The 24644-nt window shown below is 44.2% G+C and carries 15 protein-coding genes and 1 pseudogene; 10 read left to right on the top strand and 6 right to left on the bottom strand.

Annotated elements, in window-relative coordinates:
* The first annotated feature begins 39 nt into the window (after positions 1-39).
* The 7 genes and pseudogenes from MASE_RS13820 (at position 40) to gcvP (ending at position 9329) form a co-directional block, all read left to right on the top strand.
* A complete protein-coding gene (locus MASE_RS13820; protein WP_014950365.1) occupies positions 40-945 on the top strand; it encodes a glucosamine kinase nucleotide-binding domain-containing protein in 906 nt (301 codons plus the stop codon).
* Positions 942-1940: a glucosamine-6-phosphate deaminase NagB-II gene (gene nagB-II, locus MASE_RS13815; protein ID WP_014950364.1), complete on the top strand. Its 999-nt coding sequence runs from the start codon at positions 942-944 to the stop codon at positions 1938-1940. Before MASE_RS13820 ends, nagB-II begins: the two co-directional genes overlap by 4 nt.
* Positions 1937-3088 (top strand): N-acetylglucosamine-6-phosphate deacetylase, encoded by a 1152-nt coding sequence (nagA, locus tag MASE_RS13810; RefSeq protein WP_014950363.1) that lies wholly within the window; start codon positions 1937-1939, stop codon positions 3086-3088. Before nagB-II ends, nagA begins: the two co-directional genes overlap by 4 nt.
* Positions 3089-3118: 30 nt before the next feature.
* Positions 3119-4470: pseudogene (locus MASE_RS13805) on the top strand (sugar MFS transporter).
* A gap of 332 nt (positions 4471-4802) precedes the next feature.
* On the top strand, positions 4803-5882 hold the full coding sequence (gcvT, locus tag MASE_RS13800; protein WP_014950361.1) for a glycine cleavage system aminomethyltransferase GcvT: 1080 nt from the start codon (positions 4803-4805) through the stop codon (positions 5880-5882).
* A 26-nt stretch (positions 5883-5908) separates the two neighbouring features.
* On the top strand, positions 5909-6298 hold the full coding sequence (gene gcvH, locus MASE_RS13795; RefSeq protein WP_014950360.1) for a glycine cleavage system protein GcvH: 390 nt from the start codon (positions 5909-5911) through the stop codon (positions 6296-6298).
* A 121-nt stretch (positions 6299-6419) separates the two neighbouring features.
* The gene (gene gcvP, locus MASE_RS13790) at positions 6420-9329 is read left to right on the top strand and encodes an aminomethyl-transferring glycine dehydrogenase (RefSeq protein WP_014950359.1); all 2910 of its coding nucleotides are present in this window, start codon (positions 6420-6422) and stop codon (positions 9327-9329) included.
* A 205-nt stretch (positions 9330-9534) separates the two neighbouring features.
* Here gcvP and MASE_RS13785 read toward each other — a convergent pair whose 3' ends face one another.
* The 5 genes from MASE_RS13785 to MASE_RS13765 all read right to left on the bottom strand — a co-directional run bounded on the left by MASE_RS13785 (position 9535) and on the right by MASE_RS13765 (position 16134).
* Positions 9535-10551 (bottom strand): hypothetical protein, encoded by a 1017-nt coding sequence (locus MASE_RS13785; protein ID WP_014950358.1) that lies wholly within the window; start codon positions 10549-10551, stop codon positions 9535-9537.
* 318 nt (positions 10552-10869) lie between these two features.
* Positions 10870-12270: a GIY-YIG nuclease family protein gene (locus MASE_RS13780; RefSeq protein WP_014950357.1), complete on the bottom strand. Its 1401-nt coding sequence runs from the start codon at positions 12268-12270 to the stop codon at positions 10870-10872.
* Positions 12271-12359: 89 nt separating this feature from the next.
* Positions 12360-13877 carry a serine hydrolase domain-containing protein gene (locus MASE_RS13775; protein WP_014950356.1) on the bottom strand — a complete coding sequence of 506 codons (1518 nt, stop codon included), beginning with the start codon at positions 13875-13877 and terminating at the stop codon, positions 12360-12362.
* A 92-nt stretch (positions 13878-13969) separates the two neighbouring features.
* Positions 13970-15148, bottom strand: a complete 1179-nt coding sequence (locus MASE_RS13770; RefSeq protein WP_014950355.1) for an alpha/beta hydrolase-fold protein — start codon at positions 15146-15148, stop codon at positions 13970-13972.
* 101 nt (positions 15149-15249) lie between these two features.
* Positions 15250-16134 carry a hypothetical protein gene (locus MASE_RS13765; RefSeq protein ID WP_014950354.1) on the bottom strand — a complete coding sequence of 295 codons (885 nt, stop codon included), beginning with the start codon at positions 16132-16134 and terminating at the stop codon, positions 15250-15252.
* A gap of 647 nt (positions 16135-16781) precedes the next feature.
* Between MASE_RS13765 and MASE_RS13760 the strand changes: the two genes are divergently transcribed.
* From MASE_RS13760 to MASE_RS13750, 3 genes are all read left to right on the top strand, one after another.
* The gene (locus tag MASE_RS13760; protein ID WP_014950353.1) at positions 16782-17978 is read left to right on the top strand and encodes a PQQ-dependent sugar dehydrogenase; all 1197 of its coding nucleotides are present in this window, start codon (positions 16782-16784) and stop codon (positions 17976-17978) included.
* A 188-nt stretch (positions 17979-18166) separates the two neighbouring features.
* Positions 18167-20821, top strand: coding sequence for an ATP-binding protein (locus tag MASE_RS13755; protein ID WP_014950352.1), 2655 nt, complete (start codon positions 18167-18169; stop codon positions 20819-20821).
* A 92-nt stretch (positions 20822-20913) separates the two neighbouring features.
* On the top strand, positions 20914-21363 hold the full coding sequence (locus tag MASE_RS13750) for a DUF3010 family protein (RefSeq protein WP_014950351.1): 450 nt from the start codon (positions 20914-20916) through the stop codon (positions 21361-21363).
* A gap of 98 nt (positions 21364-21461) precedes the next feature.
* Here MASE_RS13750 and MASE_RS13745 read toward each other — a convergent pair whose 3' ends face one another.
* Positions 21462-24629 carry a response regulator gene (locus MASE_RS13745; protein ID WP_014950350.1) on the bottom strand — a complete coding sequence of 1056 codons (3168 nt, stop codon included), beginning with the start codon at positions 24627-24629 and terminating at the stop codon, positions 21462-21464.
* Positions 24630-24644 lie beyond the last annotated feature (15 nt).

The following is a 24644-nucleotide window of genomic DNA, read 5'->3' as shown; positions in this document are numbered from 1 at the left end:
CAAGTGCATCTATGCATTTAACTATACTGAGATGTTTAAATGAGCTCTGATTTATTTTTTATTGGCATAGACGGTGGTGGCACCAAGTGCCGAGCACGATTAGAAGACGTTGACGGAAATGTCTTGGGTGAGGGCGTAAGTGGCCCCGCCAATATTATGCGCGATAGCGATTTAGCTAAAGCGTCGATAGTAGATGCGATTAATATCGCTATTTCGAATGCGGGGAACGCCAACACATTTGAGCAAATTTCGCTGTCGCAGTGCGTGGTAGGCGCCGGTCTAGCTGGCGCAAACATTGAGTCTGCGAAGCAACAGTTTGAACAATGGCAGCACCCGTTTCATTCGCTACACGTGTTAAGCGATTTACACGCCGCATGTGTTGGCGCACATAACGGAAACCCGGGAGCAGCGATAATTATTGGTACGGGTTCATCGGGCACCATGTGGCAAGGTGAATCTTTTCAAGATGTTGGTGGGCACGGTTTTCCTATCGGCGACAAAGCCAGTGGGGCTTGGTTAGGCTTAAAGGCCGTTCAGCACACGCTATTGTGTTTAGATGAGTTGGAAGAAAAGGATGAACTTGCAGCAGAAGTGTGTAACGCCCTGCAATCATCATGTACCCAAGAAATTGTAGCGAAATGTGCGGAATTTAACACCCATCACTATGCCGCCTTGGTAGAACGTATGCTGCCTTTGCTATACACAAAGCAAAACAAGGTTACCGCACTTTTTGAAGAGGGTGCCGTTTACATTGAGCGTATGGCAAAGCGACTTCTTGCAGATCACAACCATTGTTTAGCCATGATAGGTGGGCTTAGCAATGTTTATTCAGCCTATTTTTCAGAATCCATCAAAGCGCGTTTAGTACCCTGCAAAGCTACGCCGCAACAAGGTGCTATTTATCATGCAAAAGCCGCGTTTAATCACAAAGAAGGTGAGAAATGAGTTTATCTATAATGGCAAAAGAAGCCAGAGAGTTTCCGTCAGTTATTGCACAGCAGTTAGATAAGAATGATGAAGCGATCAGTCAGTTAGCGGGTAGGTTACAGCAATTAAACCCTAACTTAATTTACATCATTGGTCGCGGTTCGTCAGATCATGCCGGCGTGTTTGGAAAGTATCTCTTTGAAACCGAAATGGGTATTCCAGTGTGCAGTGCCGCCCTTTCAATAGCAGGCATATTCAAACGCCAATTAAATTTGAAGGGGGCAGTAGCTTTTATCATCTCTCAATCTGGTCGCAGCCCAGACATACTAAAGCAAACCGAGTCGGCCAAAAACGGCGGGGCATTTACGGTTGCCTTCGTGAATGATGAAACGTCGCCATTAGCCGAGCTGGCTGATGCCGTTATTCCTTTATCTGCCGGGGAAGAAAAGGCGGTTGCGGCTACTAAGAGCTTTTTAGCAACGCTGTCGGCGCTTCTTCATTTGTGTGCCCGTTGGAGCGAAAATACCTCGCTATTTAATGCGCTAAAAGCCATGCCTTCGCAGCTAGAGGCAGTGATCAATGCGCCGTCTCAGCTAACAAAAGCCCATTTAGAAAATACGCGAAACACCATTGTTTTAGGGCGTGGCTTTGGCTATGCGGTTGGGCGAGAAGTAGCGCTCAAATTAAAAGAAGTATTGGGTATACATGCCGAAGCGTTTAGCAGTGCAGAGTTCATCCATGGCCCAGTGACGTTAGTTGAGAAAAAGCTGAAGCTTATTTCGTTAAACATAGAAGATGAGAGCGCACCTTTTCATCAAAACATGGTGCAAGATGTGAGATCCCGTGGCGGTGAGTGTATAGATCTGCAAGGCGGAGTAACGTCTTCACACCCAAGGCTGGACGCACTTTTACTAATGCAACGCTTCTATCTGGATATAGAGAAAATTGCCGTTGAATTAGGTTTGAACCCAGATACGCCACCCGGATTAAACAAGGTAACGAAAACCCAATGAAGACCATTATTCTGGCTGAAAAGGTGCTGATGAACGGTGCCTGGCAGCATAATCAGGTGCTGAGCATTGAAAAGGGTGTGATAGCTGACATTGCACCTCTTTCTTACTTTAAGAAAGACGCAACGGCGACAATCAACGAGCGCATACGCGGTGCAGTTATTCCAGGCTACATCGACACGCAGGTAAATGGTGGTGGGGGCGCAATGTTTAATCATGCTCCTACGCTTGAAAGCATAAACGTGATGGCCGAAGCGCACTTGAAATACGGCACCACTACATTGTTTCCAACTCTCATTACCGACGATATAGACACCATTGAGCAAGCGGCAGATGCAGTAAGCGAGGCCATTGCACAGGCGCACCCCAGTGTTGAGGGGGTTCACTTTGAAGGGCCGCACCTTTCTGTTGAGAAAAAAGGCGTGCACTTGCCACGCTATATTCGCGCACTTTCAGACCGTGAACTGGCAACCTATACCCGAAGAGATATTGGGCAAGTCCTTATCACCGTTGCGCCTGAAAACGTGCCTTGCGACATCATCCGAGATTTGGTGGGGCAAGGAGTTATTGTTGCTTTAGGGCATTCAAACGCACCTTTTGAAACCGTGCAGAATGCATTAGACGCTGGGGCATCAGGCTTTACCCACCTTTATAACGCCATGTCGCCACTGACTTCTAGAGAGCCTGGAATGGTGGGGGCGGCGCTACTTAACAACAGCGTGTGCGGGATAATAGTGGACCATCATCACATTCACCCGAAAGCGGTAGAGTTGGCTTATAAGGTGAAAGGGCCGCATCAATTAATGCTAGTAACTGACGCCATGGCCCACGTGGGCGCAAGCGACGATACCATCGCGTTCTTCGATACTCATATCACGCGCCAAGGTAACAAGTTAACCACGCCCGATGGCACGTTAGCTGGTAGCTGTTTAGATATGCACGGCGCAGTAACGAACAGCATTAACGACATCAATATCGCATTAGAACATGCCAGTACCATGGCAAGCGCAACGCCAGCACGCTTCACCAAAATACATGATAGGGTAGGTGAAATAGAGGTAGGAAAGCGCGCTAACTTTTTAGCGATAAACAACGAAAATACTCTGTTAGAAGTGTGGCAGAACGGAATTAAACGCCTTTGCGCTAACTAACAACATAATAATAAATAAGAGATCTTTGCTATGACAACACAAGCTCAGTCGCAAGTACCCAACGCAACAGGAATGGGGCGCTTTGTACCTATTTTAAGTATCGGTTTACTGTTTTCATTTTCGGCTTCATTACATGGTTAAACGGGGCATTAATTCCGTTTTTGCAAATGGTGTGCGAGCTAACCGAAATGCAAGCGTTGCTTATCGCCTTTTGTTTTTACATCGCTTACGTAGTGATGGCGCTACCCATGGCAAAGATCCTCGAAAAAACAGGCTACCAGAAGGGCGTGAGTTTAGGGCTTAGCATTATTGCAGTGGGATGTTTGTTGTTTGTACCTGCCGCGCTGAGCGCCATGTTCCCCGTGTTTTTGCTGGCACAATTTGTGGTAGGTAGCGGTTTGACCATACTCCAAACTGCATCAAACCCGTTCATTGTTCGACTGGGTAACGAAGAAAGCGCTGCCGCTCGCATTGCCTTTATGGGCCTTCTTAACAAAGCGGCTGGCGTGCTGGCTCCTATTGTTTTTACTAGTCTAGTGTTAAGTGGTTTGCCTGACGTAAATCAAGAGTCGTTAAACGCCATGCCACAAGAGGTAAAAGCCACGCTAATTAATGATATGTCTGTCTCACTTATTCAGCCTTATGTTGCAATGGCCATCGCATTGGGCGTACTGGCTCTGGTATTTATGCGCCTTGCATTGCCAGCCATTAATGATGAGCAAGCAGAAGGCGAAACTGCGGAAGCATCGCTTTCCTCAAATAAAGATAAAAAGATCCTGCATTTCCCACACTTAGTATTGGGCGCAATAAGCCTGTTCTTCTACGTTGGGGTAGAAGTTATTGCTGGCGACACCATTGGGTTGTATGGCTCTTCAATTGGCGTAGAAAACGCGACCACGCTAACGTCATTTACCATGATTGCTATGGTTATTGGATACGCAGTAGGCCTTATTTGTATTCCTCGATTTATTTCTCAGCAAACGGCGCTACTAAGCTCTGCGGTATTGGGCGTAGTTTTTACCACATGCATTCTAATGAGCTCAAACACTGATACTGGGATCTCTGAAGTGTTGTGGGGATGGACGGGTGTGCAATCGCTTCCTTTCTTACCTAACAGCGTGACGTGTATTGCGCTTCTTGGCTTGGCAAATGCCATGGTGTGGCCTGCAATTTGGCCGCTGGCGCTAAATAATTTAGGTAAATACACTGCACAAGGTTCGGCACTACTTATTATGGGTATTGCAGGTGGTGCCATTTTGCCCATGGTTTACGGCGGAGCTAGTGAGCTAGTAGGTGGTCAAAGTGCCTACGCGATTATGCTGCCTTGCTACTGCTTTATTGCTTATTACGCCGTATTGGGCTGTAAAAAACAACGCTGGTAAATACCAGTGTTTTACCGTGTGGCTCACGGTTCAACTGTTTAAAGAAATGCGCTTTTCAGCGCATTTTTTGTTGTTGGTCTGCGCTGCTGCAGTAAAACTGGTGCTGTCGCATTAAAGTCGGTGCTGCCACATTAGAAAAGGCAAGTAGCTGCAGTAGTTTGACGAGTCTTCACCAACTCTTACTTATACTGAATATTTGTATTTCTGATGTTCAGTGTTTAATACATTTGCTTTTTAAATGTATTGATAAAAATTTCCAATTTGTTGCATAAACGTTAGCTCACTATACTCAATTTCGTTTTCTACCTTTCAAATTAAAAAGAGTAAGTGGAATGTCTAGTACCACCGCCCTACACGCAAAGCACCTAGAAGCCGGTGCGAAAATGGTCGATTTCTTCGGCTGGGATATGCCAATTAACTATGGTTCACAAATTGAAGAGCATCACGCTGTGCGTCAAGACGCCGGTATGTTTGATGTGTCTCACATGACCATTGTTGACGTAAAAGGCGCGCAAGCCAAAGCGTATCTTCAGTACCTTTTAGCCAACGACGTGGCAAAATTAAAAGACAAAGGCAAAGCGCTATACAGCGGCATGCTTAACGAAGAAGGCGGTGTTGTAGACGACCTTATCGTTTATCACTTCGACGAGACTAACTATCGTTTAGTGGTTAATTCAGCAACGCGCGAAAAAGACATGAACTGGTTAATGAGCAAAGCAGAAGGCTTTGACGTAACCATCACCGAGCGCCCTGAATTTGCCATGATTGCCGTACAAGGCCCTAACGCAAAAGAAAAAGCAGCCACCTTGTTCAGCGCAGCGCAAAAAGAAGCGGTAGCGGGCATGAAGCCATTCTTTGGTGTACAAGCAGAAGACTTGTTCATTGCCACCACAGGTTACACCGGTGAAGCAGGCTATGAAATTATGGTGCCAGCGGAGCAAGCGGAAAGCTTCTGGCAAGCACTACTAGACGCGGGCGTTAAGCCATGCGGCCTGGGTGCTCGCGACACACTTCGCCTAGAAGCTGGCATGAACCTGTACGGCCAAGATATGGATGAAACCGTATCACCACTAGCGGCTAACATGGGCTGGACAATTACGTGGGAACCGGCTGATCGTGACTTCGTAGGGCGTAAAGCACTAGAAGCGCAGCGCGAAGCGGGTACCGACAAGCTAGTAGGCTTGGTGATGACTGAAAAAGGCGTGCTGCGTCACGGTCTTAAAGTGAAAACAGAAAGCGGCGAAGGCGTTATCACTTCAGGTACGTTTTCTCCAACACTAGGTCACTCGATTGCGATGGCACGAGTACCAAGTGATGTTGGTGAAACAGTAGAAGTGGAAATGCGCAAAAAGTGGGTTACAGTAAAAGTGGTTAAGCCCTCCTTTGTTCGCAATGGAAAAAGTGTTTTATAAGTTAACAGAGAATAACAGGAACGATTATGAGCAACATCCCAACTGATTTACGCTATGCCGCTACGCACGAATGGGTTCGCCCTGAAGGTGACGGTGTTTTCACTGTAGGTATTTCTGAGCACGCACAAGGCTTACTTGGCGACATGGTTTTTGTTGATTTGCCAGATGTTGGCGACGCAGTAAGCACTGGCGACGACGTATGTGTTGCTGAATCGGTAAAAGCAGCGTCTGACGTTTACGCGCCAATTTCAGGTGAAATTGTAGCGATTAACGAAGACCTAGAAGATTCACCAGAACTAGTTAACTCTGACCCGTACGGCGACGGTTGGCTATTCAAAATTAAAGCTGACGACGCGGCAGAAGTAGAAGGTCTACTAGACGCTGAAGGCTACGAAAACAGCATCGACGAAGAGTAATTCGTTACGCAGTTTTAAAAGAACCATAATTTGAAAAGGGGCATGAAGATAATTCAGCCCCTTTTTAACTTAAAGATTTAACGCGCCCTTGCGGCAACCATTACGAGTGCTTAACAACGTTATGTCGAATACTTCCCCTACATTGGCTCAACTAGAGCAAAAAGATACATTTATCCGCCGTCACATTGGCCCGGGTAAAGGCGAAATTGAAGAAATGCTGTCTGCTATTGGTGCAAGCTCACTAGACGATTTAATTGAGCAAACTGTACCGGCAGGTATTGCGCTACCAGAGCCACTAAAATGTGGTGAAGGGGCGACAGAAGTTGAAGCATTAAGTGAACTTAAAGCCGTTGCGCAAAAGAACAAAATTAACCGTTCTTTCATTGGTATGGGTTACTACGATACCCACGTACCAAACGTTATTCTTCGCAACGTGCTAGAAAATCCAGGTTGGTACACAGCGTACACGCCTTACCAGCCAGAAATTGCGCAAGGTCGTTTGGAAGCCATTCTTAACTTCCAACAAGTGACCATTGACCTAACTGGCCTAGAGCTAGCATCTGCGTCATTACTTGATGAAGGTACAGCGGCAGCAGAAGCCATGGGCCTTGCTAAGCGTGTGTCTAAGAACAAAAAAGCGAATGCGTTCTTTATTGCTAACGACGTTCACCCGCAAACGGTTGACGTGGTTGAAACTCGCGCTGAAATGTTCGGTTTTGAAATCATCAAAGGTGCGGCAGAAGAAGCAGCTGAACACGACGTATTCGGTGCGCTACTTCAATATCCAACTTCTACAGGCGAAGTAAAAGACATTAGCGATATCATTGCTGCGGTACAAGCGAAAAAAGGGATTGTGGCAGTAGCCGCTGACCTAATGAGCTTGGTAATGCTGAAGTCGCCTGGCGAGCTAGGTGCAGACGTTGCACTTGGTAGTGCACAGCGCTTTGGTGTACCTATGGGTTATGGTGGCCCACATGCGGCATTCTTTGCTACACGCGACAGCTACAAGCGTTCACTACCTGGCCGTATTATTGGTGTAAGTAAAGACACTCGTGGTCGCCCAGCACTTCGTATGGCGCTACAAACCCGTGAACAGCACATTCGCCGCGAAAAAGCGAACTCGAACATTTGTACAGCGCAGGTGCTGCTAGCCAACATGGCAAGCTTCTACGCTGTGTACCACGGCCCACAAGGTCTTAAAACTATCGCTGAGCGTATTCACCGCTTCGCCGACATTCTTGCTACTGGTTTGAACCAGAAAGGTGCGGAAAAAGGTGTAGCCCTTAAGCACAGCACGTACTTCGACACGCTAACCGTAATGGTAAGCAACAAAGAAGACGTACTAGCGAAAGCCTACGCAAAAGGCATGAACCTGCGTGCAGACCTTGAAGGTGCGGTAGGTGTGTCGCTTGACGAAACCACCACACGTGAAGACATTGTTGCGCTATTCGACGTACTGCTTGGTGAAGAGCACGGCTTAACAGTGGAAGGTCTGGATGCAGAAGTAACCACGCAAGACGTAAAATCTATTCCTGAAGGTTTAGTACGTACTAGCGACTTCCTAACCCACGAAGTGTTTAACAAGTATCACTCTGAAACAGAGATGCTTCGCTACATCAAGAGCCTTGAAAACAAAGACTTGGCGCTTAACCACTCAATGATTTCATTGGGTTCGTGCACCATGAAGCTAAACGCAACGGCTGAAATGATCCCAGTAACATGGGCTGAATTCGGTCAGCTTCACCCGTTTGCACCACTAGACCAAGCTGCGGGCTATCAAGAAATGATTGCCGAGCTAAGCGAGTGGTTAATTAACGTAACAGGTTACGACGCGCTTTCAATGCAGCCTAACTCAGGTGCGCAAGGTGAATACGCGGGCCTATTGGCTATTCAGCGTTACCACGAAAGCCGTGGCGAAGGTCACAGAAACGTGTGCCTAATTCCAAGCTCTGCCCACGGTACTAACCCTGCGTCTGCGCAAATGGTTAGCCTTAAAGTGGTAGTAGTAGCGTGTGATAGCAAAGGTAACGTAGACCTTAACGACCTTCGCAAGAAAGCGGAAGAAGTGGGTGACAACCTATCGTGCGCCATGATCACATACCCTTCTACCCATGGTGTATATGAAGAAACCGTACGCGAGATTTGTGACATTGTTCACCAATACGGCGGTCAGGTTTACATGGACGGCGCGAACATGAACGCGCAGGTGGGCATTACGTCACCTGGCTTCATTGGTTCAGACGTGTCGCACCTTAACCTACACAAAACCTTCTGTATTCCACACGGTGGCGGTGGCCCAGGTATGGGACCAATTGGTGTTAAGTCGCACCTTGCGCCATTCCTACCAAACCACACGGTTGTTAACGTAGAAACCGCAGGCAAAGACTGTGGTGCGGTATCGGCAGCGCCATGGGGCAGTGCGTCAATTCTGCCTATTAGCTACATGTACATCAAAATGATGGGTAGCGCTGGCCTTCGACGTGCAACCGAAGTAGCTATTCTTAACGCTAACTATGTGGCTAAGAAGCTAGAAGGGCACTTCCCAGTGCTTTACAAAGGCAACAATGGCCGCGTAGCGCACGAGTGTATTATTGACCTTCGCCCGCTTAAAGAAGCAAGCGGTGTAACCGAGCTAGACATTGCGAAGCGCTTAAACGACTACGGTTTCCACGCGCCAACCATGAGCTTTCCAGTAGCGGGTACGCTTATGATTGAGCCAACCGAGTCGGAAGCGAAGTACGAACTAGACCGTTTCATTAACGCCATGGTTAGCATTCGCCAAGAAATTGCGAAAGTAGAAAGCGGTGAGTGGGATGCCACTGACAACCCGCTACACAATGCGCCGCACACACTAGCGGATATCTGTGACAGCGATTGGAACCGCAGCTACGACCGCATGCTAGCAGCGTACCCGGCACCAGAAGTACACAGAAACAAGTTCTGGCCAACGGTTAACCGTATTGATGACGTTTACGGCGACCGTAACCTGATCTGTTCTTGCCCTAGCATTGAGAGCTATTCTGAGGAATAGGGTGGTCTAGTAGCTTTGCTGTGAAAGCTTGATTGATTTGGAAGGCGAACCGAGTGGTTCGCCTTTTTTGTTATCTTTAATTTCTAGTATTTAAACGTAAACGGCCGATGTGAGCGTAGATTGGAGTTTCTTATGTTTAGTATTCGAAGTCTGCTTTAAACAAACGGCAGACGCTCAACGCCTCGTTAATAGGCAAAAATGTTGGCTAAAATAAACGACGCAGGAACAAAAGCCAACTTTTTTTTGTCTTTTTGAATGAATTGTTAGGCTTATCTTTAGGGCGAATTCCATTAACTGCTTTACCAAATTTCAAAGATAAAGCCAAAATAAGAATATAAGGCCAATAGAAAAAGCTAAATATACTTGCAGTGTCATTCGATATTTTATCTTTATTTATCTTTATTTTAGTTTTTACATCGTTAAGCTTACCTTGTTTATGCTCTATCTCTGTCCTCCAATTCATTAAATATCCATTACGGACAGATTCTGGAGCTCTAAAGCAAACACTTAAAGATCGTAAAATTGACTTCGAAAAATATAAACTAGCCTCAAAATTTTCCTTTAATCTGTTTTGTGACTCTTTGTCGAAAGAGTCATTTACAACTTCCCTTTGAAATTCCTTTTCTGCTTGTCTATCAAAAGTTTGCATAAAGTCATTAACTTCATCATAGTTAGATTGATGGAAGCCCTGCTCTAGTCCCATAGAATAATATTTTGGCAAATAGTAAGTAAATATTGAATCCAAGGCTTTTATGCTGACAACTTCATTGATTAATGACTGTGATTGAGAGCAAACGGTATAAACTCGTTCAACTCCATTTTTCTGATTAAATAAAGATTCATACTTAGAGGTTACGGGGGATAAATTTTGAGAAATTGAACATAACCTAGAGCGATGGTAGTTTCCGCATGCTTTTGAGTAATCTGAAATATGAGTCAAATGTTTTCCAAACTGGCTTATTAAGGAATCCTCATTTGTATAATCATCAAATACAGGCTTTTTATTTTGTAATTCTGCCAGTTGTTTCGTAGCTTCGTTTTCTAGCTCAAGTAGTTTAATTCCGGCTCTATCTGACTCAGTTTGAAAGAAGACGAGAACAACACCAATAGCCCCGAGGGGATAATATAGAATATCAATCCATCCCCAAAATTTCCAATTTGTAAAATATCCTAAGAGACCTAAAAGTACGAATGTAGAAATTAGGAAATACAAAATATCCATAAAAAATTACTGCCTATCCTCTTGAAGCTTGCTTTCGGCGCCAATATACAACACATGCCTAACATTTAAATGATGCGGTCCCTAAGAACTGCATATAAATGAATCACTATTGGAATAGTACAGCTTTTCGCCGCCAAGTCATACACTTGGGATTTTCACAAAACTGGTGCGTGAAAAAGTAAAGCGAATCGACGCTTAAAGCGGCAGCAATAAGTACTAAGCAGAAGTAAGTAACACCACTCCTGTCCACAGTAAAAATACCTTAATTTGAAACGATTGTTTTTGGTACTTACAACTTGATAGTCTTATGAATGCAAATCATATTGACGCTTCAGCCTTTTCTAATTCGTCGTTTAATGATAATTTCGCGCTATCATTATCAAATATTTTGAGAGATTGATAATATTCATCCGCGCTAGGGATTCTTGAAATAAGCGCATCGATATCCATTTTTTTCAACTCTTGTTCGATATCTTCAATTGATACTCTGAAAAACTCTTTTCGGCGATTTACCTGGTTCAATCGTTTTGTGTCAAACACTCTATGTAATGTTGATTCAAGATTCGGTGCATCATCTGACTCGATAAGAGCATGTACATCAAATGTGAAGGGCACAGATGCATCACCAAGTTCCCTTACACGGTCCATTGGCTCTAAGCGCCTTGTCATGCCAATTTTAAGTACGTCTTTTCCGAAGCTTCCAATATTAGAGATGATGTACACGTGGCCTTGTTTCGTCTCTTGAGCGCGACTTTTTGCGCGCTCCATTTTTTCGTGAGCTAGTGCTAATTCAGATTTAAGTGCGGCAAGTTGTTCTTGATAAACCAGTCGTTCTTGTTCTGATTTTTCGGCCAATTCAGCTTCAAGTTTGGCTACTGCCGCCGCCTTAATCGCCTCTTCTTTTTCTGCCTCCTTCTGAGCTTTCATTGCCTCTTCACGTGCTTTTTTCTCTTCGCGCTGTTGCTCTCTTAATTCTCGCTGCTCTTCTTTTGCTATCTGCTTTGCTTTCTTATAATTTATTTCGATCTCTAGCCGCTTCATCAAAAGTGCTTTCATTTCGCCATTAATTTCCGCTCGGCTATCAATTGCTTTAACTAGCGCTTCAGTCGCTATGATCGTCTCTGCAAGCTTTTCCGCTGCAAGGTGACCACTTGATGATGTTACCTTGGAACATAGCATTTCTACTACACTAAGAAGTAATGCCCCTGCCATGTCTGCCTTCGCAGAAATAGCCACGAACTTACCTACGTTTACATCTGCATTGTGACCTCTGACGTTCTCGATAGCATCAGTAGCGAGTTTCTTTAGCCTCGCTTTAACTGCCTTTCTGTCGTCCACATAACTCTTACTTGATTGAAGATCTTCTTCTGTTAGTAGTTCGATGTCCGCAGCATGCTGACAGCTTCGGTCAGTAATATCTTCAATTAGTGCTCTAGACTCTTTTAATCGTGCGCGAATTTCTCTATCAGCTTCTTTTAGCCTTTCAATTCGTGCTTCTGAGGACGCTTCGCGGGCATTTATCTCCTCGATACGCTTTTCTATATCAGCGTCTGTCTCGGCTTGTTTAGCTTTTGCCTCTCTCAGTATTTTCATACTGCGAGATTTTGCGTTGCTGATGAGTTTATTGAAAAGTCGCTGCTTTGTAGTAAATCGGTGTGCAACCATCAAGAGGATGATGACGAAGAGAAGAGAGGCTATTAAAGCAAAATTGTATTCCATTGATATTCCTTTATCTTTAATCTTAGGTGTAAGAGTTACATAATTACTTATCGGTTACCGATTTCATTATTGCGCATCAATCCTTAACGCTAATTCATTCTAACACCCCGAATACTCCCATCCATCACAAGCGCCTTAACCAATCCGCCATCGCTTTCAGCATCACCCTCAAACCGAATACTACTCCCATTCTTAGCAAAAAATCGTCCGCCACCCTCATGAAAATATTCTTCATTCTCAACGTAAGGTAAGGCGTTAAGCACAAAACCATTGGCTGTTTTTTCTAGCACCACATTAACGTTAACAGGTTTAGTCACCACATAGGTTCCAATGTATTTACTCAGTTCCTTTTGGCTTATGGGTACTAACTTCCTAACTTCAGCTTTCGAGTAGCCTACTTTTAACGCTTCTTTTAGCCGTATTTCTAGTTCAGTTATTAACTGCCTGCCGTTATTGCCGTTCGTCATAATGGCGTAGCCGTTGCCCGTATCTAGTTCAATATATAGCTGCGACATAAACCCAGCATCTGCGCCGCCGTGGCCAAAGCCTAGAATCTCCCCATTGTCATCCATATTGATGAAGAAGCCTATTCCTACATTGGGTGGCTCAATACTCGGCGTATTGTTGGTTAACATTTCCTGCGCGGTGGCTTGCGATATCCAGTCGGTTTTCTGCCCTAAATACGCACTGCGCACGCCGCTTGCCAATTTCAACATGTCTGATGGCGTACTCCACATGCCTGCAGCTGCTAATGTGGCGTAGGTATGGGCGCCACCCTTAATTGGCGCACCGTCTCCGTCATACGGCGTAGCCATATTGTTTGATAAGTTGGTCGATATGGGTTGTTCGAAGCCAGAACGCGTCATGCCTAAAGGTTTAAACAAAAGCCGTTGTGACATAGATGGCAAGGGCTCGTTAGCTACGTCTTGCAAGGTAAGCTGAGCAAGCGTAGTACCGCCACCGGAATAACGCATTTGCGTGCCAGGTTGAATATCAACAACAACGGCATCGGTATTGGCGGGAAATGCACCTTCTAGCACTTGCTGCAAGTTAGGTACTGGTTCGCCCGCTGCGTAACCAGGAAAACCATGTACTGTGGTACCCGCCGTGTGGCTTAACAATCTGCGTAAAGAAACAACGTCTTGCCCAGTCCATTCATGTTCAGGCAACTGCCAGCTGGTGAGTAAGGTATTAACATCTGCATCTAAATCTAGCGGGTTATCTTCGCGGTACTTCATCAATACTGCTGCAAATGCGGGTTTAGAAATACTTCCGGCTTGGAACACTGTGTTTTCATCAACAGCCAATTCAGAAGTCAAATCTTTAACGCCGCTTTGCATGGTCCAAGCTAGTTGCCCATTTTTCATAAACGCGACAGACACACCAGGTACATCATAATGCGCTTGTCTTTGCTCTAAAGATTGGTAATCAACCTCTTGCCCTTCAATTCGAATGCGTTCAGTAAGCCCAGATTTTAAAAGGTTGGCTTCTTTTGATTCTGCTGCAGCAGAGGGAGAGGCGGACAGGGTTTCAGGCTCTGTACAACCCAATAACGAAGCTAAACAAAACGAAAGTGTTAAAGAGGAAAAGAGCTTGATTGATGTCATTATGTGTATTCCATTACGAGTGAACGTACCAGAGTACGTTCCTACTATTATTCGGTCAATGCTGACGATTTTCTAGTTCAGGCACTTGATAGCTAGTCGCCTGTACCTTCCGCAATCTTCTGTCGTAAGTTTGCCAGCCGCGTTTTAAAAGCACCATTTTCAACATTTTCTTTATAGCTCATTGCTAGTGCTTTCTCTCTCATTTCAAGTGCCATGGTTAAATCGCCGTTAGCTTCATAACCGTCTGCCAGGCTGTCGTAGGCATCAGATTTGTTAGGGAAGCGAGCTATATTTTTCTTAAAAATTGCAATGGCAGAGTCAAAGTCTTGTTTGTTTAACGCCGCATAACCCGCGTGGTTTACGGCTTTATATTCTGGCTTTGCTTCAAAAGCGTATTTTGCAGAAAGGTCTTTATAGTATTGCTCTACCGCAGGAATACCTTTTTGTATTATCGCTCCTGTTGGGCGTAAGGAATTTAGCTGCTTTTGAAGCGCCAAGCTCATACCTGCAAGTGCAGTAGTATTGTGGCTTTCAGATGTATCTAGCTCGGTATCAAAGTTAAACCCTTTTCGTTCGCTGCTATTTAGCAGTTCAGCGTAACGTTCGTATGCGCTTAGCATGTTTCCACCTTCGTTACCCATGTTGATATAAAGGTATTTGTTAAGGTCGCTATCTGATGCAAAGAACGCTATTGCCTCTGGAAATATCACTTCGTCGTGCCACCACAAACTTGGGCTAAATGCGAAGTAAGCTTGAAACAGTTCAGGCCGCTCTTGCAGTGCGTATAAGGTAAAAAGGGCGCTTAATGAATGCCCAGAAACAATCGCGTAGTTATTGGTGCGATAGTTTGCCTCTACATAAGGCTTTAGTTCTTTTTCTAGAAAGTCTAAAAAGTTGTCGGCACCACCAGATATTCCCCACTGGTTGTAGCTTTCATCATAGGTAGGTGTGAAGTCTCGCGTGCGCTCGGTGTTGGTAATACCGATAACAATCATTTCCTGCGCCATTCCAGACTGGTTGAGCAGGTCAAGTGTGCCTACTGTATGCGCAAAATTACGCTGTCCATCTAGCAAATATAAAACTGGGTAGGTGGTGTCTTTGTAGCGGGAATAGTTATTAGGTAAGTGAATAAGCAGTTCTCGCGACTCATTCAAAATTTCTGACTTTATTGTTGTAACCACGGCCTCGCCACGCACTTTGGCGTTTACGTGAAAGCTAAGGCTAAAAGTAAGTAAGGCGCCGATAAAAACACAGACAAGCTTTTGATACATTTGAAATTCCCTTTCCCGCGATCAGGCGCGAGTTTCTTTTTATAATTGAATTTACCTAAGCTGTCATAGTCACTCAAACTTGTCAAAAAATAACCAAGTCATTAATAGGCAAGCATTAACTTTTCAATAGATTGCTCGATGATAGTTCGCAAGTTTTGTTTGTCCTGAGCGGGCAAATAGCGCGTGTGAGCATTAATAAACTCAGGTGTTAAATAGATGCGTTTTATTGCAGCGTTTATACGCTCTATGTGCTCTGCACCCTGAGGAGTATTGGGGCAGATAACGTGGCCTGATACATAGTCAGGGTTATCTGCAATAGAGTAACTGCGTACTTTAATAGGCATGTTCTCTCCAAAACTTCTGTATAAAGTTGCTGGAAAAATGAGTGCAAAATCAGACTTTCCTTTTGAAAACATTTCCATAAAGCGAGAGTAATAAATATTATTTGCTATACGAAGGATTTGCTCTCGATTAACTTGCTTTAGATCGTCGTCTATCCTTTCACCGAATGAGTATTCTTCTGGTAACACAATAAAAGAGTCTGGAAAGGCTTCTAATACGCGAGATATGCTCAGTATTCGGCCTTTTTCATCTAAAAATTCCTTTTCTATTGGTGGCAGTGAAGCCAGTTGGTAAAAACGCTGTGTCTGGAAAAAGCTAAGCGGTAGTGAGTAAAGGTGATTTTTTTCGCGTTCAGGTGCTTTTATTTTATTAAGTACGCAAATGTTTTCGCCATGCTGCATATACGCAAAAGAACGCACAAGTGGAACATGAAGCACGGGATCTGTATACCCTATTTCATCAACTAGCATTTGTACCGTATCGACAGAAGTAGAATAGGGATTGCCTTGCAGATTTACCCTTTCAGTAAGAAATGCATTGTCTGCGTGAAACGCCAAAACATTATTCTGCTCATTGCTGTCACTCGAACTTGCATGAGCAAACTTCACTAATGTTATTAAAATGAATAGTCCAACCCTGAACAACTTTTTACTCCTTGGCAAAACCTCAACGCTCGTCACCTTGTCTCGTGTTAAACGTACTTTTATTTTGTGACTCTATTAGGAAAGGTAACAGCGTTTAATTTACGTAGTTTTTAAGCGCGGCTTCTACGATTTGATCAATTTACCATCTTTTTAATGTGTTTTTATGAATATTAGAAAGGTTTTGACGCGCGACTAACGAGAAATTTAGCCTTGTGTAATTAAATTCTGTAAAGGGAGTAAAAAAGCCGCAATCAGCAACGTGATGCGGCTTTCCGAGCTGGGCTGACTAGGCAGCCTTATAGAGCAATTGCGTAAAAGGGGTTAGCTAGAACGACCCTCACTCATAGCTGCCTGTTCAAATACCTTAACTCTAGACATATGATCACCTCCTTATCTTCGTTGCTAAAACTTCTTGGAAAATAACATAGGCGGTATTTTAGTAAAGTGTCGCTGCATTAAAGAAAGTTTAGGAAAAGCGAGCACAACTCAAAAACACGAATAGCGAAACCAAGTCGATAATATAAACCTGTTTAATTAAATCTACGTAACCAATGCTAACTGAAACCCTTTGCGCCGCCCGTTTACGTGCAATTAACGTCTTAACGTGCAATCAGCAGTACGCAAACCCTCGAAAAGGCTAGAACTTAATGCAAACAACAAGCACGCACAAAACCAGCAAGAGTCGGAAAGGCGCACTATTGGTTACGCTTTTTGCCACCTCTTTTTTTACCTTTGCTCAGTCGAACGTATCTGAACAAATTGAAATGAAGGGCAGTAAGGGCACTACTGTAACGGGTAATGTTCAGGCGTCCTTCGATAACCCCTGGGCTATGACATTTTTGCCAGACGGGCACAGCTTGGTAACGGAAAAAGCTGGCACTCTATGGCTGCTTGATGAAAACCAGCAGAAGCGTTTTGCTGTTAGTAATGTGCCAAGTGTTACTGCGCGCGGGCAAGGCGGTTTAGGTGATGTCATTATTCACCCTGACTTTGTGTCGAATAACACCATTTACATTTCGTACATTGAACGAGATGAAAAAGACGATGCGTTCAGCGGTGCGGTGATAGAGCGAGCCACGCTTACCTTATCTGATAGTGGCGCGAAGTTGACTGATAGAGAGCTAATTTGGCGTCAGTCGCCGAAGGTGACGGGGAATGGGCATTACTCTCACCGCATGGCGTTTTCACCTGATGGTCATTTATTTATCACCTCGGGCGAGCGCCAGAAATTCACGCCCGCACAAAACATGGCGATGAACTTAGGTAAGGTGCTGCGCTTAAACGACGACGGTAGCGTGCCTGAAGATAATCCGTTTTATGGTCAAGGCAACGTAACAGAACAAATCTGGACATTAGGTCACCGCAATCCGCTAGGCATCGATTTTGATGAGAAAGGTAATTTATGGGCTCATGAAATGGGGCCGCGCCATGGCGACGAACTTAATATTATTGAACGAGGTCGCAACTATGGTTACCCAGCAGTGTCGCAGGGCGACCATTACTCAGGCGTGAAAATTCCTAACCACGAAGACTACCCCATCTTTAAGTCGCCTGAATTGGCGTGGGTGCCTGCCATTAGTCCTGCCGGTTTTATCATTTACAAAGGCGATAAGTTTAGTGACTGGAAGGGAAATGGTTTTATAGGCGGTTTGTCTTCAAAAGCGCTGGTTCGAGTTGCATTTAATAAAGACGATGAAGGCAACTGGAAGGTGGAAGAAGCAGAGCGCTATGAATGGGGCAAGCGAGTACGCGAGGTTGAGCAAGACAGTAAGGGCAATATCTATGTGCTTGAAGATAAAGAAGGCGGAAGGCTGATAAAGCTCAATTCGTTGAATGATGAGTAGAGTTTTAAAACTGCGTAAAGAGGAACAGTGGTTGCTTGAACACGGTTTTTTTGGTGTTTTGAAATTGCCGGTAAGCGAACATTAAATTAACCCAAACCGCATACAGAGCATTACAAATCTATATGCCGATATGATACGTTGCGAACTATAGCCAGCGTGGCTTAACTGATACAAACCTTAGGAACTCTATGACTCAATCGACTCAGAACTTTAACTTTGAACGTTGTGAAGATGAACCTATACATATTCCCGAAAGTGTCCAAAGTTATGGTTTTCTCATCGCGTTCAACTACGAAGATTTAGAGGTTTCGATTGTTAGTGAGAACTGCAACACGATATTTGCCGACGAGATCATAGGTAAAGGTTTTTTAGATATACTCTCTTCTGATACAGATGAGCGCGCCTTCCTAGAAGAAACGTTTGATAGAGTTTCTAAGAGTAAGATAAGACTGCCTGTTAAACTGCATCTTAAAGCTTCGCTTTTAAAGGAAGGTGCGGCAATAGATTATTTAGCCGTAGTCTATGATTCAGGTTGTCACTATGTGGTTGAGCTTGAGCCCGCAACTGAATTTAGAGACACCTATAGTGCAGAGCAATTTGTTAAGCTCTATTCAATGTCTATCGCCCCACGCTTCAAAGAAATGACATCGTTGAGAGAGATGGCTCAAGAGATGGTATCAACCATCAGGTATCTGACTAACATGGACAGGGTAGTGCTTTATAAATTTAATAAGGACTACTCGGGGAAGGTAATAGCGGAAGCCAAGTCTGAAGACATGGAATCTTATCAAGACTTGTACTTTCCCGCGTCGGATATACCAAAACAAGCCAGAGAGCTGTACAAGACGAATTGGGTGAGGCTTACTCCCGACACAGAGTTACCTGCATCTAGGTTGATTCCGTCTGTCGAAGAATCGGGAAGGGAGCGACTAGACCTCACTCGTTCGTTGTTGCGCACATTTTCACCTATTCATCTTCAATACATCAGAAATCAAGGTTTACGTGCTTCATTTTCCATTTCGTTAGTAACGGATGGAGAGTTGTATGGGCTTATTTCCTGCCACCATCGCGAGGCTTGTTATATTCCACAAAATGTACGACTGCAATGTGAGAATTTAAGTCAACTGTTCAGCTGGCATTTGTTAGCGAAAGAAGAAGAAATTGCGAAACGCAAAAAGCATGTTACTGATAAAGCGGTTGATGCGATGTTGGATAGAATCGGTCCAGCAAATCCTATTAGCCGTGTAGTCAAGAGCGGTGAACGCGCTTTTTTAGACGCGCTTAATAGCTCAGGGTTTGTTTATTATTCACAGTACGAGACTATTACCCTCGGTTCTACTTTACCGGTAGAAGTCATCAAAGACATTTTTTCTAAAGCAAGTAGTGAAGGCGGCTTTCCTTACACTAACGATTCCCTTTATCATGATTACCCTGAAGCCAGAGAACATGGTATTGCGGGTATTATGATCATCCCACTGTTTGAAAAGAAGCAGTATTTTACTGCTTGGTTCAGGAAGGAAACCCATCGAAATCAAAAGTGGATAGGCGCTAAAGATGAGAAATCGGAAGATGCACCAAAAGCAGAGCGTCTTAAGCCCCGTTCATCTTTCACTATTCATACCCGTACAATTAAAGGGCGCTCAACAGCGTTTGATAAGACGGACGTCGACACCGCAAACCGGTTAAATAGAATGTTTCTTGTTTACGCGCTTGATGTGCAAGAGCGCATGCATATAAGTATTCAAGAGCTTGAAAAACAAGATAATTACAGGAATGAATTTCTCGCTACTTTGGCCCATGAACTTCGAAATCCGTTAGGGCCTATAATGTCTGGGGCAAGTATTCTAGAAACGGTTGATGATGAAAAAACGCGAAAAAGAGTGACAGCTATCATTAATCGTCAAGCTGAATATATGTCTAAACTTATCAATGATTTGATGGACGTGTCTCGCATCACGCGAGGGAAAGTTAAACTTGAATTTGAAAGATTGAAAATTCAAGACGTGCTTTCAGACTCTCTTGAAATTGTTGAGCAACAAGTAAAAGCGAAGAAGCATGATATAACGGTAAACTGTCTTGAAGAAGATGTGACAGTATACGGAGATAAAGCACGTTTAAGCCAAATCTTTTCTAATATCATTCACAATGCAACTAAGTATACGAAAGAATCAGGAAAGATAGTCGTAGAGATCAGAAAAGACGGGGTCATGATTGTTGTTGCTGTTAAAGATAATGGCATGGGAATACCCGAGGATAGGCTAAAAGATGTTTTCAATATGTTTACCCAAATTGAAGCGCACTCTACTCACACTAAAGGCGGTCTTGGTATAGGGTTAACTTTAGTGAGTAAGCTTGTTGCGTTGCATCATGGTGAAGTGTCTGTGATGAGCGAAGGTGTTGATCGAGGAAGTACCTTTGAAGTCAGGTTGCCTATTTCTAAAACAGCCTACGAGCAATCTGAAAATCAAAAACTGGACCCTGTTATACAAAGCAGAAGTAAAGTCATGTTCGTTGACGACAATGCTGATCTCATTGACGCTTATTGTCTGCTGGCAGAGTCTATGGGTGTGACTGCCATAGGCATTACTTCTCCGAAAGAAGCTGTTGATGCATTTAAAACCTTTAAACCTCACTCTGTATTTCTTGATATCGGCATGCCAGACATAGACGGCTATCAGTTAGTAAAAATGCTAAAAGCCTTGCCGGAATCAGAAAATGTTAAGTTTTATTCTCAAAGCGGGTGGGGCTCAGAGAAATATGTAGAGGACTCCCAAGCGGCAGGGTTCGATCAGCATTTCGTGAAGCCCTTGTCAAAAGACACAATTCAGTCGGTACTAAGCTAAAACATCTATTAAGAGGTTGAAGCTTACCGACTGAATGACTCAAATGCTGTGAAACGCGTTATAATGCCGGACAAACGTAATTAGGAATAAATATGAAAGTCTGTGGTGTAGATTTAAAAGGTAATGAAGCAATTGTTAGTTTGGTGTCGCTGGCTGACGGCTTGTTTCATTTGCCAGATTGCCGTACGCGCCGTTTAACGCTTGCCGATACCAGTGCGAAGGGGCTAAAGAGCTTCCAAAGTACCTTTGCTAAACTTGTAGAAGACTACAAAATTGATGCAGTGATAATTCGTCAGCGCCAAAGCAAAGGTAAATTTGCAGGTAGTGCAATTGGCTTCAAGTTAGAGGCTGCCATTGAATTGATTGAAGGGCTTCAAGTTGTAGTATTTAGCCCAACGGATATTAAAGAATCACTACGTAGAAATCCGCTTGCAGTGCCATTTTCTGACACGGGTTTAAAACAGTTTCAAGAAACCGCTTTTACAACGGCGTACGCGTGGCTTATGAAAAATGAGTATGCCTCTCAAGAGTCAGACGAGTAATAATCGGGAGCGGTTGGCTCAACGTGTATACTACTGTGCCTGCATTTATTGTGCGGGCATTGTTTTTCTTAATTTCTCTTCTCCCAGCCTGAAAGGCTTTACTTCACCATTCCCTCAACTTTCGCATTCATCTCTACCAATGCTGTGTAAAGTGCTTCTAACTGATCGCTAAAACCAGCTACGCTTCCATGCTCATTACGTTTTATCGTTAGCTCAATCGTTGCAGCTAGCTCAGCTAAGGCGTAAGCACCAATGTACCGAAGGGCAGTTATGTAGATATGCGCTATACGAACAATAGAAGCATAGTCTTTTTCATCAATGGCTTTTCGAAGGTTATCTAGCTCTTTGTTAAGTGCTGCAAAGTCGTTAAGTAACTCTTTATACAAAGTCTCGTCATTTAACATTGCTTGCATGGCTTGAGATTTATCTATAAAGTTCAGCGGTATTGTGTTTGCCGATGGCCCGCCGATTACTTCAGTGGTCGCCGTCGACTTTACTTTATTTAGCACTTCAACAAGCACGTCAAAGAAGCGGTTTGGGTCAACCGGTTTGTTGATGTGGCCGTCCATGCCCGCTGCCAGGCTCTTGTCAATGTCTTGCTGCATGGCGTGAGCCGTCATGGCAATAATCGGCAAAGTTAATTTCAGCTCATCTCTGATTTTTCTAGCTGCTGTTAACCCGTCCATAACGGGCATTTGGATATCCATCAATACCACGTCATAGCTGTTATCTTCACGTAAGGCTTTTATGGCTTCAAAGCCGTTGCTAACCACTTCAATATTTGCGTGGGTGTCGTTTAACAGACCAAGGGTTACTTTTTGATTCAGTGTATTGTCTTCTGCGAAAAGGATCTTCGTTCCGCGCAGATTAGGCACAGGCGCAGCATCTGCTGGTAGGGTTCTAGTGTTCACGTTTAAGCAAAGCTCTTGTAGCTTATCTACAAGCTCACTAGTGCTAAAAGGCTTTTTAATGAAGGTTCGAATACCTAGTTGGTTAGCCTGCTCTCGCATATGAGGCGACTCGAATGCATACAGCATTATCACCTTCGGTGGCTTAATTGAAAACTCCTGTTTCATGATGGCTGCGACTTCCAATCCATCAATGTCAGGCATATTCCAATCTAAAATAAGTACGTCGTAAGGCGCACTGTTTCCCACAGCAGCACGCATTTTGGCTACGGCTTCTTTACCGCCGGTCGCAACATCTGCTTTAATGTTAGCCACTGATAGCGACTCGATAATAGCGTCGCGCGACACGCCAATGTCATCAGCAATAAGTACCTTAAGTAACGAAAGTTGCTTAGACGGCGATACAATTTGTTGGGAAGCATCCTGTTTAACGGTTACGGTAAAATGAAAGCTTGCGCCTTTTCCAAGCTGGCTCTCAACCCAGATCTCTCCGCCCATTAATGTGACTAACTGCTTACATATTGCTAAGCCTAGGCCGGTGCCGCCGTATCGACGAGATATAGACTCATCACCTTGGTTAAATGGTTGAAATAGTAATGCCTTTTGCGTGCTGTTTAGCCCAATCCCTGTGTCTTTAACTTCAAATTCAAGCTGAATGTCTTCTACATTATGCGTGCATCTAACGCTTACCGAAATCAGTCCATCCTCGGTAAACTTAAGAGCGTTACTGACTAAATTGCTTAGAATTTGCTGTATGCGTAACGGGTCGCCGATAAGGTTTAACGGTACGTCACGTGATATGTGCTGAATAAGCTCTATGTGCTTTTCCTCAGCGCGCCCTAAATGTAATCTAATAGTTTGGTTTACTAGCGCGTCTAAATTGAATTGCGTCGATTCAATATCAAGCTTGCCCGCTTCTATTTTCGAGAAGTCGAGTATGTCGTTAATTATACTTAGTAGGGTTTGCGACGCGCCTTCTATCTGAATAAGGTTCGTTTGTTGGTCTTTATCTTCTGCAGCCCGCTGCGAAAGCTTGGTCAGGCCGATAATGGCGTTAAGCGGCGTGCGAATTTCGTGACTCATGCGTGCAAGAAAGTCAGATTTTGCTTTTGTTGCTTTCTGAAGGTCTTGAGTAAGTGCATCGAGCGCCTTACGTTGTTGGCGAGTTCTAAGCCATAGGCCAACGACTAAGCCTAATGAAAGGATCACAAAACCGATGAAATACAGCTGAAACGTGTTTTGCTTTTTCTGTATAAGGTTACGCTGCTCTTTTAGCTGGTTGTCTTTCTCTAGAAGCTTGATGGTTTCTTCTTTTTCGGAAATAGAAAGTCGCACGCGGTTAAGGGCTAACAATCTTGACTGCTGTTCATTAAAACTTTCTTCATAAGTTTTCGTGTATAGCTTTGAATATTCTAACGCGGCTTCAAAATTGTTGGTTGATTCAAGGAGTGAAATGAGCTTTTCCAACATGCTTAGCACCACGGATTTGTCGTTCTTTATGGCGTCTTTTTTTAATCCACCTTCAAGTTCGCTAATAGCCAAGTCTATTTGATTGCGTTTAATGTAGATGTCGACCAAGCGCAGTAGTCTAGACCCTTCGTTGTATTTAAAACCAACTTTGCGGTCTGATTCCGCAGCGCGGTTCAACATAGTCAGCGCTTCAGTTAAATTGCCTTGGGCGATATGTAGCTCAGCCATTTTGGTATGAACAATACCAATAAAGGGGTAGTGCACCTCTTTGAACAATTCTTCTGCCAGCAGAAGGCTTATTTTAGCGTCTTGATAGTCGCCCAGTTCCGTTTGCGCGTAACCTTGGAAAAAGTAAGCAATGGCTTTGTTTTCTTTATCATTTAAACGCTGAGCTGCGGCGAGGAAGTTTTGACCTAGCTGCAACATCATTTCGTAGTTTTGCAGCGACATGTACACATTGCCCATAGCGCTATATACAAGCAAGGCGTTATCGCTATTTACTTCAATGAAAGCAGCAAGGGATTTGTTGAGCGCTTCGAGTGCACGAGCATGCTCTCCTGACAAGTCCAAAATTAGCCCTTCTAAGCGAAAAGACTCTGCCAGCGCCATGGTGTTGCCGCCTTTTTTCGCAAGCTTGCGGGCTTCCAACAGAGTTTCGTACCCCGCAACAAGGTCTTGCTCAAGAATGTGCTTATAAGCTATTAGGTTGAATAAGCGGGCTTGCTGAAAAGCGTTCGGGTGGGCGTCGAAGAAGTAGCCTAGCTCGGTGAATGTGGTTTCTACAGACTCATCGTTGTTTTGAATTCGCTGTTTCAGTTCGTCTAGCGTAGTGACTGATGATGTGATGTTAAGTGGTTCTTTTAAAAGCGCAAAAGTAGGAAGCGCCATCGTAAAACAAACGAT

The sequence above is a fragment of the Alteromonas macleodii ATCC 27126 genome (assembly GCF_000172635.2).
Classification (GTDB): domain Bacteria; phylum Pseudomonadota; class Gammaproteobacteria; order Enterobacterales; family Alteromonadaceae; genus Alteromonas; species Alteromonas macleodii.
The sequence above is the reverse complement of the archived record's forward strand: the minus strand, read 5'-3'. Positions and strand labels throughout refer to the sequence as shown.

Excerpts from the sequence above, each read along its gene's own strand:
- MASE_RS13820 (WP_014950365.1), top strand. The coding sequence starts at position 40 with ATGAGCTCTGATTTATTTTTTATTGGCATAGACGGTGGTGGCACCAAG.
- nagB-II (WP_014950364.1), top strand. The coding sequence starts at position 942 with ATGAGTTTATCTATAATGGCAAAAGAAGCCAGAGAGTTTCCGTCAGTT.
- nagA (WP_014950363.1), top strand. The coding sequence starts at position 1,937 with ATGAAGACCATTATTCTGGCTGAAAAGGTGCTGATGAACGGTGCCTGG.
- gcvT (WP_014950361.1), top strand. The coding sequence starts at position 4,803 with ATGTCTAGTACCACCGCCCTACACGCAAAGCACCTAGAAGCCGGTGCG.
- gcvH (WP_014950360.1), top strand. The coding sequence starts at position 5,909 with ATGAGCAACATCCCAACTGATTTACGCTATGCCGCTACGCACGAATGG.
- gcvP (WP_014950359.1), top strand. The coding sequence starts at position 6,420 with ATGTCGAATACTTCCCCTACATTGGCTCAACTAGAGCAAAAAGATACA.
- MASE_RS13785 (WP_014950358.1), bottom strand. The coding sequence starts at position 10,551 with ATGGATATTTTGTATTTCCTAATTTCTACATTCGTACTTTTAGGTCTC.
- MASE_RS13780 (WP_014950357.1), bottom strand. The coding sequence starts at position 12,270 with ATGGAATACAATTTTGCTTTAATAGCCTCTCTTCTCTTCGTCATCATC.
- MASE_RS13775 (WP_014950356.1), bottom strand. The coding sequence starts at position 13,877 with ATGACATCAATCAAGCTCTTTTCCTCTTTAACACTTTCGTTTTGTTTA.
- MASE_RS13770 (WP_014950355.1), bottom strand. The coding sequence starts at position 15,148 with ATGTATCAAAAGCTTGTCTGTGTTTTTATCGGCGCCTTACTTACTTTT.
- MASE_RS13760 (WP_014950353.1), top strand. The coding sequence starts at position 16,782 with ATGCAAACAACAAGCACGCACAAAACCAGCAAGAGTCGGAAAGGCGCA.
- MASE_RS13755 (WP_014950352.1), top strand. The coding sequence starts at position 18,167 with ATGACTCAATCGACTCAGAACTTTAACTTTGAACGTTGTGAAGATGAA.
- MASE_RS13750 (WP_014950351.1), top strand. The coding sequence starts at position 20,914 with ATGAAAGTCTGTGGTGTAGATTTAAAAGGTAATGAAGCAATTGTTAGT.
- MASE_RS13745 (WP_014950350.1), bottom strand. The coding sequence starts at position 24,629 with ATGGCGCTTCCTACTTTTGCGCTTTTAAAAGAACCACTTAACATCACA.